The sequence below is a fragment of the Streptomyces sp. NBC_00663 genome, from assembly GCF_036226885.1.
GTDB lineage: Bacteria > Actinomycetota > Actinomycetes > Streptomycetales > Streptomycetaceae > Streptomyces.
Map to the genome: position 1 here is coordinate 6,063,697 of NZ_CP109027.1, position 13,963 is coordinate 6,077,659.

At 69.8% G+C, this 13,963-nt stretch carries 11 protein-coding genes and 2 tRNA genes; 7 read left to right on the forward strand and 6 right to left on the reverse strand.

Features of this window, described 5'->3' with window-relative positions; all coding sequences use genetic code 11:
• Positions 1–225 precede the first annotated feature (225 nt).
• Positions 226–1,032: a GAF and ANTAR domain-containing protein gene (locus tag OG866_RS27735; RefSeq protein ID WP_329338798.1), complete on the reverse strand. Its 807-nt coding sequence runs from the start codon at positions 1,030–1,032 to the stop codon at positions 226–228.
• 163 nt (positions 1,033–1,195) lie between these two features.
• Between OG866_RS27735 and OG866_RS27740 the strand changes: the two genes are divergently transcribed.
• A complete protein-coding gene (locus OG866_RS27740) occupies positions 1,196–2,218 on the forward strand; it encodes a glycoside hydrolase family 6 protein (RefSeq protein WP_329338800.1) in 1,023 nt (340 codons plus the stop codon).
• Positions 2,219–2,282: 64 nt separating this feature from the next.
• Here OG866_RS27740 and OG866_RS27745 read toward each other — a convergent pair whose 3' ends face one another.
• The 3 genes from OG866_RS27745 to OG866_RS27755 form a co-directional block, all read right to left on the reverse strand.
• A complete protein-coding gene (locus OG866_RS27745) occupies positions 2,283–4,220 on the reverse strand; it encodes a kelch motif-containing protein (RefSeq protein ID WP_329338802.1) in 1,938 nt (645 codons plus the stop codon).
• Positions 4,217–6,193, reverse strand: coding sequence for a glycosyltransferase family 2 protein (locus tag OG866_RS27750; RefSeq protein WP_329338804.1), 1,977 nt, complete (start codon positions 6,191–6,193; stop codon positions 4,217–4,219). The genes OG866_RS27745 and OG866_RS27750 overlap by 4 nt, the downstream gene beginning before the upstream one ends.
• A 444-nt stretch (positions 6,194–6,637) precedes the next feature.
• A tRNA-Lys gene (locus OG866_RS27755) sits at positions 6,638–6,711 on the reverse strand.
• A gap of 187 nt (positions 6,712–6,898) precedes the next feature.
• Here OG866_RS27755 and OG866_RS27760 point away from each other — a divergent pair.
• The 6 genes from OG866_RS27760 (at position 6,899) to OG866_RS27785 (ending at position 12,918) form a co-directional block, all read left to right on the forward strand.
• A complete protein-coding gene (locus OG866_RS27760; RefSeq protein WP_329338805.1) occupies positions 6,899–8,200 on the forward strand; it encodes a peptidoglycan-binding protein in 1,302 nt (433 codons plus the stop codon).
• 68 nt (positions 8,201–8,268) lie between these two features.
• On the forward strand, positions 8,269–9,396 hold the full coding sequence (locus tag OG866_RS27765; RefSeq protein ID WP_329338807.1) for an SPFH domain-containing protein: 1,128 nt from the start codon (positions 8,269–8,271) through the stop codon (positions 9,394–9,396).
• 111 nt (positions 9,397–9,507) lie between these two features.
• Positions 9,508–10,113: a lytic polysaccharide monooxygenase auxiliary activity family 9 protein gene (locus tag OG866_RS27770; protein WP_329338809.1), complete on the forward strand. Its 606-nt coding sequence runs from the start codon at positions 9,508–9,510 to the stop codon at positions 10,111–10,113.
• Positions 10,114–10,153: 40 nt separating this feature from the next.
• Positions 10,154–10,585 carry a DUF3592 domain-containing protein gene (locus OG866_RS27775; RefSeq protein WP_329338810.1) on the forward strand — a complete coding sequence of 144 codons (432 nt, stop codon included), beginning with the start codon at positions 10,154–10,156 and terminating at the stop codon, positions 10,583–10,585.
• A 112-nt stretch (positions 10,586–10,697) separates the two neighbouring features.
• Positions 10,698–11,213 (forward strand): DUF3592 domain-containing protein, encoded by a 516-nt coding sequence (locus tag OG866_RS27780; RefSeq protein WP_329338812.1) that lies wholly within the window; start codon positions 10,698–10,700, stop codon positions 11,211–11,213.
• Positions 11,214–11,256: 43 nt separating this feature from the next.
• Complete coding sequence (locus tag OG866_RS27785; RefSeq protein ID WP_329338813.1) at positions 11,257–12,918, forward strand: AMP-binding protein; 1,662 nt, start codon at positions 11,257–11,259, stop codon at positions 12,916–12,918.
• 111 nt (positions 12,919–13,029) lie between these two features.
• Here OG866_RS27785 and OG866_RS27790 read toward each other — a convergent pair.
• Positions 13,030–13,103 (reverse strand) — tRNA-Lys (locus tag OG866_RS27790).
• 100 nt (positions 13,104–13,203) lie between these two features.
• Complete coding sequence (locus tag OG866_RS27795) at positions 13,204–13,962, reverse strand: IclR family transcriptional regulator (protein WP_329338815.1); 759 nt, start codon at positions 13,960–13,962, stop codon at positions 13,204–13,206.
• Between the last annotated feature and the right edge of the window lies 1 nt (position 13,963).

The window sequence follows — 13,963 nt, forward strand, 5'->3', positions numbered from 1 at the left end:
AAGCCGCCGACCGGGCTGGTCCTCAACCGCGCGCGCACGGGCTGCGGGAGTAACCCGGCGTCCTACGCGGGAGGCTGCGTCAGCCATGGGTGGGTGGACGACAGGCCGGGGGCTGGGGCCTTCTGGGGAAGACTCTAGAACGGATGAGCGCCCCGGCCTAGAGGGAGATTGACGCCAAGTCAGATCCTGGCGGCGCTCTGTCATACGGCCAGGTCGTACGGGGTGCTACGCGCGCCCGTCGGGGGGCGGGCCGTCCGCCGCACGCAACGCGGCGTCGTCCACGGCCCGGTCGATGACGGCGCTTGCCACCTGGTCGAGGGGGAGACGGTGCCGGCGCGCGAACCGGCGCAGGGCCACGAAGGCGTCGTCGGCCCGCACACCCCAGCGCTCGGCGAGCATGCCCTTGGCCTGCTCGATCCGCACCCGGCTGGAGAGCGCCTCCTGCAACTGTGCGGACAGCGTGCGGTACCGCATGTACGCGCGGTGGTTCTGGAGTCCGACGGCGGCGGCGTCGGCGAGCGCCTGGGCCACCAGCACCTCCGACGCGAAGCCGGGCGTCCCGCCGGCGGCCGACGGGGCGGGCGGGGGCGGCCGGTCCGGCAGCGTCGGCACGAACACGTTGAGCGCGCCGAACAGCGTCTCGCGGCGGCGTAAGGGGACCGCGAAGGTCGCGACGATGTCATGGCGCAGCGCCCGCTCGGTGAACTCGGGCCAGCGGGCGGCCGCGTGGGCCACCCGGATGGAGACGGGCGGCACCGGCTCGCCGGACTCGTAGCTGTCCAGGCAGGGCCCGCCGGTGTGCTGCGACCGCAGCAGTTCCAGCGCCACCTCCCGCCGGCGGCTGCTCGCGGTGAAGGACACCGCCCGCCCGGCGTCGACCAGCATGATCCCGGCGGTCCGCGCGGCCAGCAGCTCCACACAGCGGTCGGACACACGTTGCAGATGGTCTCCGGCGTCGAAGCCGTCGGCGAGGGTGTCGGCCGCCTCCACCAGTGCCGCCGCCAGCCGCAGTTCCCGGGTGGTGTGGTGCATGTGCGCGCACTCCCTTCCCCTCCCGGCCCGCCCCCGTGTCAGCGCGCGCCTACCCCGACCATGGCGCTGTAACAGCTCCCCGACAAGCTCGGGCGATCTCGTGTGCCCCACGACACCTATGTCAGGATTGAGTCTTGGACCAGTGCACCCGAGGGGGAGCTGCATGTACGGCATGAGGGGGGCCGGAGCGAGGACGTCCGCGATGGTGCTGGGGGCGGCGCTGCTGATCGCGGGATGCTCCTCGTCCGGGGACAAGGACGATCCGGAGGACAGCTCCGGCGCCCGGATCACTCAACAGCCCAAGGGCACCGACCCGTTCTGGGTGAACCCGGCCGGCAACGCGGCCCAGCAGGTCGCCGCGTACGAGAAGGCGGGCAAGAAGACCGACGCCGAACAGATCCGCAAGATCGCCGAGCAGCCGACCGGCGAGTGGATCGGCCCGGAGAACCCCGAGCAGGAGGCCCGCGGCTTCACCGAGGCCGCCGAGAAGGCGGACCGCACGGCCCTGCTGGTCCTCTACAACATCCCGCACCGCGACTGCGGCCAGTACTCCCAGGGCGGCGCCGCCGACGGCAACGCCTACCGGAGCTGGATCGACGGCGTGGCGGCAGGCATCGGGGACCGCCCGGCGACGGTGATCCTGGAGCCGGACGCGGTCCTGCACCTGGTCGACGGCTGCACCCAGGACGAGTTCCACGAGGAGCGCTACGACCTGCTCGGCGGCGCCATCGACAAGCTCAAGTCCCTGAAGAACACCAAGGTCTACCTGGACGCGGGCAACGCGGGCTGGGGCCACCCGGACCAGATCTTCGAGCCGCTGAAGTGGGCGGGCGTGGAGCGCGCCGACGGCTTCTCGGTCAACGTCTCCAACTTCTACTCGACCTCCGACTCCATCGCCTACGGCAAGCAGCTCTCGGAGAAGGTCGGCGGCAAGCACTTCGTCATCGACACCAGCCGCAACGGCAAGGGCCCCTACACCGAGGGCAAGGCCGACGAACGCTGGTGCAACCCACCCGGCCGCGCCCTCGGCGAGACGCCGACCACCAAGACGGCGGACGCGCTCGTGGACGCGTACGTCTGGGTCAAGCGGCCGGGTGAGTCGGACGGCGAGTGCAAGGGCGGCCCGAAGGCGGGCGAGTGGTGGCCCGCCTACGCTCTCAAACTGGCGCAGGCGTCAGGAACCTAGGGGCGCGGGGAACTGCGCGACAAGCCACAGCGCTCCCGCACCCATAGGTCAACCTGCGGGAGCGCTACGGCACCTTGACCCACTGCGCCTTGCTCGGCGTCCCCTGATCGTCATCGACGAACAGCATGTACCACCCCGACTGCACCAGGTTCTTGTTCTTCGGCACCGTCACCGTGATCTTGTCCCCGGACACCTTGTAGTCCAGCGCGATGGAGCGCTGGTCGACGTCGGTGACATGGGTGGAGGCGCTCGGCCGGATCAGCCGCACCTTCTTTATCGTCGACGCGTGCTGGGACGTGAACGTCCCCGACCCGCCCCGCTCGATGGTCTGCGGACCGCCCGAGAGGGAGGGCCGCGAGTCCCGGTAGAGATACGGCGGCGTGTAGATCTCGATGCGCTGCTCGAACTCGCCCGGCTTGGTGTTGGCCTTGTCGCTGTAGAGCGAGTCCGAGCCGAAGAACATCACCCGGCCGTCGGGCAGCAGCAGCGACCCGGAGTGGTAGTTCCGGCCCACCAGCGGGTCCGCCACCTGCTCGAAGGTGTTGGTGTCCGAGTGGTAGAGCCGCGCCTGGAGGATGTTGGAGTCGCCGCGCCCGCGGTAGTCCTCCGAGCCGCCCGACACCAGCACGGTGTCGTCGGGCAGGATCGAGGAGCTCGGGTAGCGGGTGCCCTTCTCCAGCGTCGGACCGTCCACGAACTTCGGGTCGTCGGCCTTCAGGTCGATGATCCGGGTCTTGTTGCTGGACTGGTCGGACTCGCCGACCCCGCCACCGCCGACCACCATGAACTTCTCGTCCTGCGCGGGCGGCAGCAGTACCGTGCCGGAGGTCTCCATCAGCTTGGCGTCGCTGAGCCCGGTCAGCTTGCTGAACTTGTTGGTGTCGACGTCCCAGATGCCCGGGTCACGGCCGACGTTGTCCGGTCCGTAGCCCGCGTTGGACCCCGAGTAGAAGACCTTGCCGTTCTGCATGAGGAACAGCGCGGGGTAGGTCGGGAACTGCCGGTTCTTGTCGAGGTAGGTCCACTTCTTGGTCTTCGGGTCGAAGACCTCGTTCTTGCCCGGCACCAGCTGGCCGATGTCGTCGAGGCCGGAGACGCTGAGGATCTTGCCGTCGCTCAGGGTGGTGAGCGTCGGGTACCAGCGGGCCTCGTTCATCGGGTCGACCTTGATGTACCGCTCGGCGACCGGGTCGAACTCATAGGCGTCCCGGATGCCCTGGAAGTCCTTCTTGTCCAGGGCGAGCTTCTGGGCGATGCCGTAGGTGTTGCGCGCGTCGGTGCCGGACAGCCCCTGGATGCGGTAGTTGTCCTGGGTGCCGGTCGCGTACTTCTCGCCCTGCTTCTGCGCCTCCACGTACACCCGGTAGATACCGGGGGTGTTGCCGAGGAACTTGCCGGTCGCCTTGTCGAAGTTCTTCTTGGCGCGCGGCACGATCACCGAGTCCTTGGAGACGAACGTCATGCCGTTCTCCTTGCCGGTGAACTTCGTGCCGGCGGGCAGGGTGATCGGCTCGTCCGGATTCTCGTTGTGGACGATCATCAGGCCGCCGGCCTTGGTGACGTCACCCTTCAGCTTCTCGTACCGCTTGGTGCCGCCCGCGATCAGCAGATTGCCGTTGGCCAGCTGGGTGTGGCCGGTGCAGAACAGGTCGCTGGGGGTGGGCACCTTCTTGATGGTGCCCTTGACCGGGTCCCAGATGCGGGTGTCGAACTTCTTGGCGTCGAAGTTGTCCTGGTTGTTGCCGGAGCCCGCGACGAGCAGCACCTTGCCGGTGCGCAGCAGCGCCGCGTGGATGGTGTTCTGCCGGTACTCCTCGGGGAACTCGACGACTTCCCACTTGCCGTTCTCGGCTTTGTACTCCGGCTTGTTGATCTGGTACTGGTGGTATTTCTCGGTGCCGAAGCGGTAGAGCCACGGCCCGTTCATCCCGGCCAGTGCGAGTACCACCACCGTGCCGATCGCGAGGCGACGGGCACGGCGGCGTCCAGCCTGGTCGTTCATTCCTTACGTCCCCCAAGTCCACCCAGGGCAATTTGCATGGTCTGGTCGTTGCCTCCGCTGTCCGGCTGAGAGGCGGCCCAGGTGGGCTTCTGCGCCGGGGCGTGCGGAGTGGTCGGCAACGGCTGCGGCTGGTACTGCTGCTGGCCCGCCGGGACCGCCGGGTCCTGCGGCTGTGTCGCGGGCCGCTTCCTCTCCTGGCGCAGCATGTGCCGCCAGACGAAGATCGGGGTCGCGGTGATCAGCATGGCGAAGATGGCCCAGGTGATCATCGCGGGGTGCGAGTGGCCGTAGACGAAGCCGGCGGCGATCGAGGCGCCGAAGATGGCGATGAAGTACCAGTGGTAGCGGAAGGTCGCGAACCAGCGGTCGGGGCTGGCCGAGTCGCCCTTGGGGGTGACGACGAACTTGCTCTTGCGGCGCAGCGCGGAGTCGATCAGGGCCTTGGCGTACAGCGGCGCGGACAGCGCGGACATCACCATGCCGGCCACACCGCCGGAGCCCTCCGGCTCGTGCGGCGAGACGTTGTGGCGGCGGTTCCAGACGTAGAGGCCGATCTGGAGCGCGGAGGCGTTGCCGTAGAGCATCAGCCACACGGTCGGGTCGATGTTCACACCCGATGCGCCCAGGCCCAGGAAGAGCGCGCAACTGATGGCCGCGAGGATCCAGTTGAGGGCGGACATCGGGTAGAAGATGATCATCATCGTGTAGTTGAAGAGCTTGCCGGGCGGCAGCGAGTACCAGCCCTTCCAGTACTGCTTCAGGATCGTCTCGTACGTCCCGCGCGACCAGCGCATCTGCTGGGTGAAGAAGTCCGTCCAGGCGCTGGGGCCCTCACCGACGGCGAGCACGTCCGGCGTGTAGACCGAGCGCCACTTCCTCCCCGTCTGCGGGTTCTTGTGGCGGTGGATCTCGAAGCCGGTGGCCATGTCCTCGGTGATCGAGTCGTACAGGCCGCCGATCTGCTTGAGCGCCCTGATCCGTACGGCGTTCGACGTACCCACGAACATCGGGGCGCCGTAGTAGTTTCCGGCCCGCTGGATGAGGGCGTGGAAGAGGAACTGCTGGGACTCGGCGGCCTTGGTGACGAAGTTGTCGTAGTTGCCGTAGACCTGCGGGCCGATGACGAAGCCGACGTCCGGGTCGCGGAAGAAGCCGAGCATCCGCTCCAGGTAGTTGGGCAGCGGGACGTGGTCGGTGTCGACGGAGGCGAAGTAGTCGTAGTCGTCGCCGTGCGCGTCGAGCCAGGCGTTGTAATTGCCGTGCTTGGTCTTGGCGCGGTGCGGGCCCTTGGCCTGGTTCCACTGCGCGACGCCCTTGCGGGAGAAGTGGCGGACGCCGAGCCGGGCGCACACCTCCTTGACCTCGGGGTCGTCGCCCTCGTCGAGCAGCCAGACATGCATCAGACCCCGGTGGCGCAGCTTGACGGCCGCCTCCAGGGTCCTGGTCACCATCTCCAGCGGCTCCTTGCCGGGCACGAAGGAGGTCAGGAAGGCGACTCTGGTGCCGGTCTCGGGCACCACCGGGACCGGGTCGCGGGCGACCAGGGTGGCGTGCGCGTTCGACAGCACGTTCATGCAGCGGAAGAACTCGATCAGGCCGATCGAGACGAGCATGACGATGTCGAGGGCCGGCAGGAAGTCGAAGGCGGGGTAGTCGCGTTCGGTCCAGTGCTCGGGCTGGAGCAGCCAGAACAGCAGGACCAGCGAGAGCACCGGCGCGGCGGCCAGCATCAGGGCGACCCGTATGCGGTGCGGCTCCTGCGAGATCAGCGAGCGGTACTGCACCTTGTACGGCTTGGTCGGGTCCGGCTGGGTGAGGGGTCCGGCCAGCCGGCTGTAGTGCTCGTAGTCGTACTTCGGCAGGGTCTTCTTGATCCGGCGGAACGTGCCCGTCCGGGTCTGTGAAGCCACCCTGAGCTGGGTGGTCTGAGACGGGTCGAAGTTCTGCCGGGCGCCCGTCGGCGTCGACGTCATGAGTCATCCCCCCACACGCGAGTGTCGTCGCGTGCTGTGTCGGTTCCTTACGTCTGCTCGAGTCCCCCTCGACCTTCACAGACGTATCAGTGGTGGGCCGCAGTCACCACATTCTCCATACCGATAGACATGGAACTGCGACCTTCCGGTTGCATGATGCCCCCCTCGGCATCTCGTGATGGGCGGGACCCCTCATCCCGTCCGTATCGGCAACCGGCTCCTTGCCCCCCAACTGCCGCGTATCCGCAGCTTCTTGAAATCCAGGTTTCTACGGTGTCAGGCATGATCGCAAGATGCGAAACGCGGTGTTTACCGGTCATACGCGTTCATTGTGGCACCGGTGGGGAGAGTGTGGAGCTGTTGTGGGCAGTCCGATCGGGCGGGGGGAGGTCCCCGTACAAGCAGGAAGCCCCCCGTTCGCACGGGGGGCTTCCTGCTTGTCTGTGCGCCGCCAGGGACTCGAACCCCGGACCCGCTGATTAAGAGTCAGCTGCTCTAACCAACTGAGCTAGCGGCGCCTGCTGACCCCGAGAACTCTACCGGACGCCAAAGGGTGCTCCTGACCATCGCCGGGTGCTCCCACCTGGGGCGGAGCCGGGGCTGTACATCATTCGGACCGTCAACATGCGCGTCCGGACGACAGTTGAGAAACTGACGAATGTGCACAGTCGCGGACATTTCCAGCTGGAGTGTGAGGGGAATCGCATGGAGACTCCGGGATCCAAGGAACCGGTTTTCGAGGAGTTCGATCCCGCGAGCGACTGCGACTGCCCCGGATGCGTTCACTGGAGGCGCGTACTGCCCCATTCCCGTACCGGCCGCCACCCCGCGGCCCACCGAGCCGTCGTCCTCGCCGCGACGGCCGGCGCGGCCCTCGGCGTGACCCAGGCGGCCCCCGCCTTCGCCGCCCCGCACGCCCCCGACCGCCCGAACCTCCCCGGGGCAGACGAGCCCGACACCCCCCAGGGCGGCCAGGCCCCCCTGCACGGCCCGGGCGGCAAACCCGCCGGGATCAAGGCCCCGGCCACCACCCGCGCCGCGATCATCAAGCGGGCCAAGTCCTGGGTCGCCGCGCAGGTGCCGTACAGCATGTCGGAGTACTGGAGCGACGGTTACCGCCAGGACTGCTCCGGCTTCGTCTCCATGGCCTGGAGCCTGCCGGGCAACGAGTGGACCGGCAGCCTCGACCAGTACGGCGTACGGATCGCCAAGGACGATCTTCAGCCCGGCGACATCCTGCTCTTCCACAATCCGGCCGACCCCGAGAAGGGCTCGCACGTCGTCATCTTCGGCGGCTGGACCGACTACACGCACACCTACTACATCGCCTACGAGGAGACCCCGCCGCGCGCCCGCAAGCAGGCCACCCCGTACGCGTACTGGAGCAACTCCGCCCGCTACACCGCCTACCGCTACAAGGGCCTCGTGGCCGGCACCGCGGGCAGCGACAAGCCGGCCGAACCGCTCGCCACCCCGTTCCCCGGCGCCGCCTACTTCGGTCCCGGCGCCAACAACAAGTACGTCACCCAGCTCGGCCGCCTGCTCGTCGAGCGCGGCGCCGGGCGCTTCTACTCCTCGGGCCCGGGGCCGCGCTGGACGGACACCGACCGGCGCGCCACCCAGGCCTTCCAGCAGGCACAGGGCTGGACGGGCCGGGACGCCGACGGGCTGCCGGGGCCGCAGACCTGGACGCTGCTGGTGACCGGCAAGGGCAACGACATCCGGGCCGGGGCGGCCGGGCCGCCGGCGCCCTCCTCGTCCCACGGCGTTCCCGGTTACCCCGGGCGGGCCGTGTTCCGGCCCGGCGCCTCCAGCGAGTACGTCACCCAGCTCGGCAGGCAGCTGGTGAAGAAAGGGTTCGGCAAGTACTACACGACAGGTCCAGGACCCCGGTGGGGCGAGTCGGACCGCAGGGCCGTGGAGGCCTTCCAGCGCGCCCAGGGCTGGCGGGGCGGCGCGGCGGACGGCTATCCGGGGCCGGAGACCTGGCGGCGGCTGTTCAAGTGACCGAGTGACCATTCCCGCGACACCCATCCACTGTCATGACGTTTCTGGCGCGGAGGCTGGAGGCACGCATGAGCACCATCACCCCATCCACGGAAGAGCCCGAGGGACCCACCGAGACCACGACGGTCTCCCGGCCCGCCCGGCTGATCCAGAACGAGGCGACCACCGAGATCCCCGTTCATCTGCTGTTCCGCGACGACCCCGAGACCGGGGCCGTACCCCTCAGTCCCGCGGTCGTCGGGCGCCGCCAGGGCACGGGCGAGCAGCCCCGCTTCCGGCGCCCGGGCGGGCCCGCGCCGCGTCCCTCCCCGCAGGTCGACCCCGAGCTGGCCGAACGGCCCGCGCGGGTGCTGCCGGGCTCGGCGGGCGTGCTCGCCGGCGCCTGCGGGGCGGCGGGCTGCGTGGCGACCTCCTGGTGGGCGGGCGCGCTGCCGACCCTCGCGGTGGAGGCGCTCAGGCTGCCCGAGTACGCGGGCGCGGGACTCGGTCCGGTCCAGTGGGCGGCGTACGCGGGAGCGGGCGCCCTTGGCCTCTTCGGGTTCGGCGGGCTGGCCCGCGGGCGGACCGGGCGGGCCTGGGTGCTCGGGCTGTTCGGCCGCTACCGGGGCACCGTCCGGCGCACCGGCCTGATGTGGGTCAACCCGCTGCTGCTGCGCCGCCGGGTCGACGTACGGCTGCGGCACTGGCGCGGTGAGCCGTTGCCGGCCGCGGACGGCAACGGGGTCGCGCTGCGGGTGGTCGTGCTCGTGGTGTGGCGGGTGCGGGACACCGCGCGGGCCACGCTGGGCGTCGAGGACCACGAGGGCTATCTGCGCGAGTGCGTGGAGGCGGCGCTGGTCCGGGTCCCGGTGGAGCCGCCGGGCTCGGCACGGACGTCGGTGGACTCGGCGGCGGACGCGCTGACCCGGCTGGTCGCGGCGGACGCGGCGCCGGTCGGCCTGGAGGTGTTCTCGGTGCAGCCGGTACGGGTGGAGTACGCCCCGGAGGTCGCCGCCGCGATGCACCGCCGCCGGATCGCCGCGCTGGACGCCCAGCAACGGGCGACCGTGCTGACCTCGGTCGTGGACTCGGTGGAGGACACGGTGACCCGGCTGACCATGCGCGGCCTGGTGGAGCTGGACGACTACGAACGCAAGGCGCTGGTCAAGGACCTCACGGTGGCGTTCTGCGCGGGGCGCGGGGAGACGGGTCAGTGATTGGTCTGGACATGCTCAAGTAGCGGCAATAATCTGGGACTTGGTCTAGACCTGCACGGCTCACTGAACCTCCTCACTGAACTTCCCCCACGTTCTCCAGGGAGCGGCAGCATGCGCAAAAAGACCAAGTGGTACGCCGCCGTGCTCGGCCTGAGCACGGCGGGAGCCCTCGTGCTCTCCTCCGGCGGGGCCAGCGGCCACGGCTACACCGACCTTCCCGTCAGCCGGCAGAAGCTCTGCCAGAACGGCACCGTGCCGAACTGCGGCGACATCCAGTGGGAGCCGCAGAGCGTCGAGGGTCCCAAGGGCTTCCCCGGCTCCGGACCGGCCGACGGCACGATATGCAACGGCGGCGTCAGCCGCTTCAGCCAGCTCAGCTCGCCCACCACCCCGTCGGGCGGCGCCTGGCCGACGACCAGGGTGACGGGCGGTCAGAGCTACACGTTCCGCTGGCAGTTCACGGCCATGCACGCCACCACCGACTTCAAGTACTACGTCACCAAGGCGGGCTGGAACCAGAACCACAACCTGACCCGCTCCGACCTCAACCTCACCCCGTTCCTGACCGTCCCCTACAACGGCCAGCGCCCGCCGTCCACCCTCTCCCACAGCGGCACCCTGCCGTCCGGGCTGAGCGGCCACCACGTGATCCTCGCGGTGTGGACGGTCGCCGACACGGGCAACGCGTTCTACGCCTGCTCGGACGTCACGTTCTGATCCATCGCGTCGATCTTCGCTCGGGTAGGGTCCGCTGTCCGTGGACTCCTTCTTCAACATAGTGATGCCCTTGCTGATCGCCTTCCTGATCTGGGGCGGGTACGCGCTCGTACGCCGGACCAGGGAGCGGCGGGCCGCCTGGGAGAGCGGGCTGACCGCCACGGCGAGGGTGGTGCGCGCCTGGGCCACGACCCAGATGGTCAACAACGTGGCCCGGCGCGTGCAGTGGCACGAGTACGACTACACCACGGGCGACGGCGTCGCGGTCCGCTTCAAGGAGAGCGGCGGCCCCCGGGACCGGGAGGCCGGCGAGGAGGTCCTCGTCCACTACGCCCCCGCCGACCCCGAGAAGGCCACGGCGTCCGAACCCCAGCCCGGCAAGGACATGGCCGGCACCGTCTTCGGGCTGTTCTTCATCGGGGCGTCCGTCATCGTGCTCCTGTACGTATGGGCGACCCTCCCCGCAGTCTGAGCACGGGCCCGAACTCTGACGGGCCCGAACTCTGAGCATCGCTTGAGCTACTCCGCCCCTACCGGCGGGTACGTTCCCCACGCGACCAGCACTCAGACCTCGGGGGAACACCATGGACGTCTTCTTCTACCTCGTACCCGGCCTCATCCTGGCCCTGGTCCTGTTCGCCGCCTACCGCGTGCTGCGCCGCGCGGTGCAGATCCGGCGGGCCTGGAACAGCGGGCTGACGGCCGAGGCCCGCTGTCTGCGGATGTACACGACGACCCACGGCGGCAGCGGCGACACCTCGGTGCACAGCACGCTGCACCACGTCTTCGAGTTCACGTCCCGCGACGGCCGTACCGTCCGCTTCGAGGAGGAGGACGGTCCGGGGACGATCCTGGAGGGCGACTTCGTCACCGTGTACTACGCCGAGGGCGCCACCGTCGTCGCCACGGCCAAGGCCCCGCGCCGGACCGTGCTCGCGGCGTCCACGATCGGTGTCCTGGCCTTCCTCGGGGTGGTCGCGGGCTTCTGCGTCGCCTTCATGATCACGTTCACTCAGATGTCGGACGGGTTCGGCCTCGGCGACGACGTGGACGACACGACCAACGTCGTGGTCGTGGACGGCGTCACGATGACCCCGTGATGCCTCTCCACATCTGACGGACCATCAACTACCGTGCGCGGCCATGGAGTCCAAGGTGCGCACGGTCGCCGAGCTCGTCGCCGAAGGATGGGGGGACCACCGGCCCGGGCTGTGGTGCGAGGAGCGGACCCTCACGCACCACGACCTGGCGTCCGGCGCCGCGGCGCGCGCCGCACTGCTGGCCGACCTGCTCCCGCCCGGCGGCGGCAACATCGGCGTCCTCCTCGACAACACCCCTGAATACCCCCTGTGGTTGAGCGCTGCGGCCCTGGCCCGTACCGCCGTCGCGGGCGTCAACCCCACCCGCCGCGGCCCCGAACTGGCCCGGGACATCCTGCACACCGAGTGCCGCCTCCTGATCACCGAGCGGGCCTACGAACCGCTCCTCAAGGACCTCGAACTCCCCGGCGTGAGCTGGCTGTCGACCGACTCCGAGGAGTACGAGGCCCTGCTGGCCCCGTACGCGGACGCCCGCCCCGACCCCTCCCGGGCCACTCCGAGCGACCGCCTCCTCCTCTACTTCACCTCCGGTTCGACCGGCGCCCCGAAGGCGGCGATCTGCTCCCAGGGCCGGCTGGCCGCCGCGGGGCGTTCGCTCGCCGACCAGTTCGGGGTCCGCGCCGACGACGTGCACTACGTCTGCATGCCGATGTTCCACGGGAACGCGGTGATCGCCGACTGGGCGCCCGCGCTCGCGGCCGGGGCGGGGGTCGCGCTGCGGCGGCGGTTCTCGGCGTCCGGGTTCCTGGGGGACGTACGCCGGTACGGGGCGACGTACTTCACCTACGTGGGCCGGGCCATCCAGTACGTCCTGGCGACCGAGGAGCGCGAGGACGACCGGGACAACCCGCTCCGCACGGGCTTCGGTACGGAGGCGGGGGCGGTGGACGCGGCGGCCTTCGAGCGGCGGTTCGGGGTGCGGCTGGTGGAGGGGTACGGATCCTCGGAGGGCGGGGCGGCGGTGCAGTGGTCGCCGGGGACACCGGCCGGGGCGGTGGGGCGGGCGGGGCCCGGTCTGGTCGTACTCGATCCGGAGACGCGGTCCGAGTGCCCGGCGGCCGTGTTCGACACGGCGGGGCGGCTGCTCAACGGGGACGAGGCGATAGGGGAGCTGGTCAACCGGGCCCCGAACCCCTTCGAGGGGTACTGGCGCAATCCGGAGGCGGAGCGGGAGCGGCGCCGCGACGGCTGGTACTGGACGGGTGACCTGTTCTGCCGGGACACCGACGGTTTCCTCTACTTCGCCGGCCGCGCCGACGACCGCATCCGCGTCGACAGGGAGAACCTGGCCGCCGCGATGATCGAGAACATCCTCGCCCGGTACGAGGGGGCCGGCGCCGTCGCCGTGTACGCGGTGCCGGACCCGGTGACCGGGGACCAGGTGATGGCGGCGCTGGCGGGGAGCTTCGACCCGCTGTCCTTCGCCGAGTTCCTGCTCGCCCAGCCGGACCTCGGCACGAAGATGGCACCCCGGTTCGTACGGGTCATGGAGCGGATGCCGGTGACGGCCACGAACAAGATCCACCGAGCGCTGCTGCGACGGGAGGGCCTCCACTGTCCGGACCCGCTCTGGTGGCGCCCACCGGGCGAGACGACGTACCGCCCCATGACCCGAACCGACAGGGAAAACATCGAAGGGCCCCTCGCTCCCACGAGAGGCCCTTCTGAGGTGCGCCGCGAGGGACTCGAACCCCGGACCCGCTGATGCTGCGTCTTCCGGGGGGTGACCCCCGGACCCCCAGCCGACTGCGCGGCACTCGGCCGCCCTGGGTGTACGTCGAAGGGCCTCTCGCTCCCACGAGAGGCCCTTCTGAGGTGCGCCGCCAGGGACTCGAACCCCGGACCCGCTGATTAAGAGTCAGCTGCTCTAACCAACTGAGCTAGCGGCGCATGACCCTCGCCGACCTCGGGTTTTGCTTCCCGTGGCGGGCGACTGAGAAAATACTACCCGGTCCCGAGGGGTGCTTTTGACCACCCGTGGGTAGGGGAGTCAGATGGCCAGGCTGAGCAGGACGGGGGCCGCGTTGCGGTTGAGGGCGTCGGCCGCCTGACGGAGTCGGTGGGCGTGCTCGACCGGGAGCGAGAGGGCCAGGCAGCCCACCGAGGAGCCCGCGGTGATGGGGACGGCCGCGCAGACCGTGCCCACCGCGTACTCCTGGAGGTCGAGGTGGGGAACGGTGGGTGGCTGGGACTCCAAGCGGGACAGCAGGAGCTTGTCGCTGGTGATGGTCCGGGAGGTGAGGCGGGCCATCTTGTGGCGGGACAGGTGGTCACGCCGGCTGTTGTGGTCGAGCTGGCCCAGCAGGCTCTTGCCGATCGCCGTGGCGTGCGCCGAGTAGCGGAAGTCCACCCACTCGTTGACCACCGGCATCGACGGCCCGTCGGCGTACTGGGCGATCCTCACCTCGCCGTCGACGTACCGGCTCAGATAGACGGCGGCGCCCACCGAGTCGCGCAGTCGGTCCAGCGTGCGCTGGAGCGTCTCGCGCAGCGCCTGGTCACGGTCATGGGCGGAGCCGAGGCGGGTCAGGGCGTCGCCCGTGACATACGCGCCGTCGGCGACCTGCTCGACGTACCCCTCGCGGCGCAGCATACGAAGGAGGGTGGTCAGCCGCTCCGGTTCGATGCTGGTGTGCTTGGCGAGCTGGGCGTCGGTGATTCCGGTGGTGTGCCGCGCCACTGTCTCCAGGACGCGCAGCGCGTCCTGGGCCGAGTGGTACGGCGCGGTCGGCTCGTGCTTCAGCGCCACG

Coding starts and splice junctions, on each gene's coding strand:
- OG866_RS27735 (WP_329338798.1), bottom strand. CDS start 1,032: ATGCACCACACCACCCGGGAACTGCGGCTGGCGGCGGCACTGGTGGAG.
- OG866_RS27740 (WP_329338800.1), top strand. CDS start 1,196: ATGTACGGCATGAGGGGGGCCGGAGCGAGGACGTCCGCGATGGTGCTG.
- OG866_RS27745 (WP_329338802.1), bottom strand. CDS start 4,220: ATGAACGACCAGGCTGGACGCCGCCGTGCCCGTCGCCTCGCGATCGGC.
- OG866_RS27750 (WP_329338804.1), bottom strand. CDS start 6,193: ATGACGTCGACGCCGACGGGCGCCCGGCAGAACTTCGACCCGTCTCAG.
- OG866_RS27760 (WP_329338805.1), top strand. CDS start 6,899: ATGGAGACTCCGGGATCCAAGGAACCGGTTTTCGAGGAGTTCGATCCC.
- OG866_RS27765 (WP_329338807.1), top strand. CDS start 8,269: ATGAGCACCATCACCCCATCCACGGAAGAGCCCGAGGGACCCACCGAG.
- OG866_RS27770 (WP_329338809.1), top strand. CDS start 9,508: ATGCGCAAAAAGACCAAGTGGTACGCCGCCGTGCTCGGCCTGAGCACG.
- OG866_RS27780 (WP_329338812.1), top strand. CDS start 10,698: ATGGACGTCTTCTTCTACCTCGTACCCGGCCTCATCCTGGCCCTGGTC.
- OG866_RS27785 (WP_329338813.1), top strand. CDS start 11,257: ATGGAGTCCAAGGTGCGCACGGTCGCCGAGCTCGTCGCCGAAGGATGG.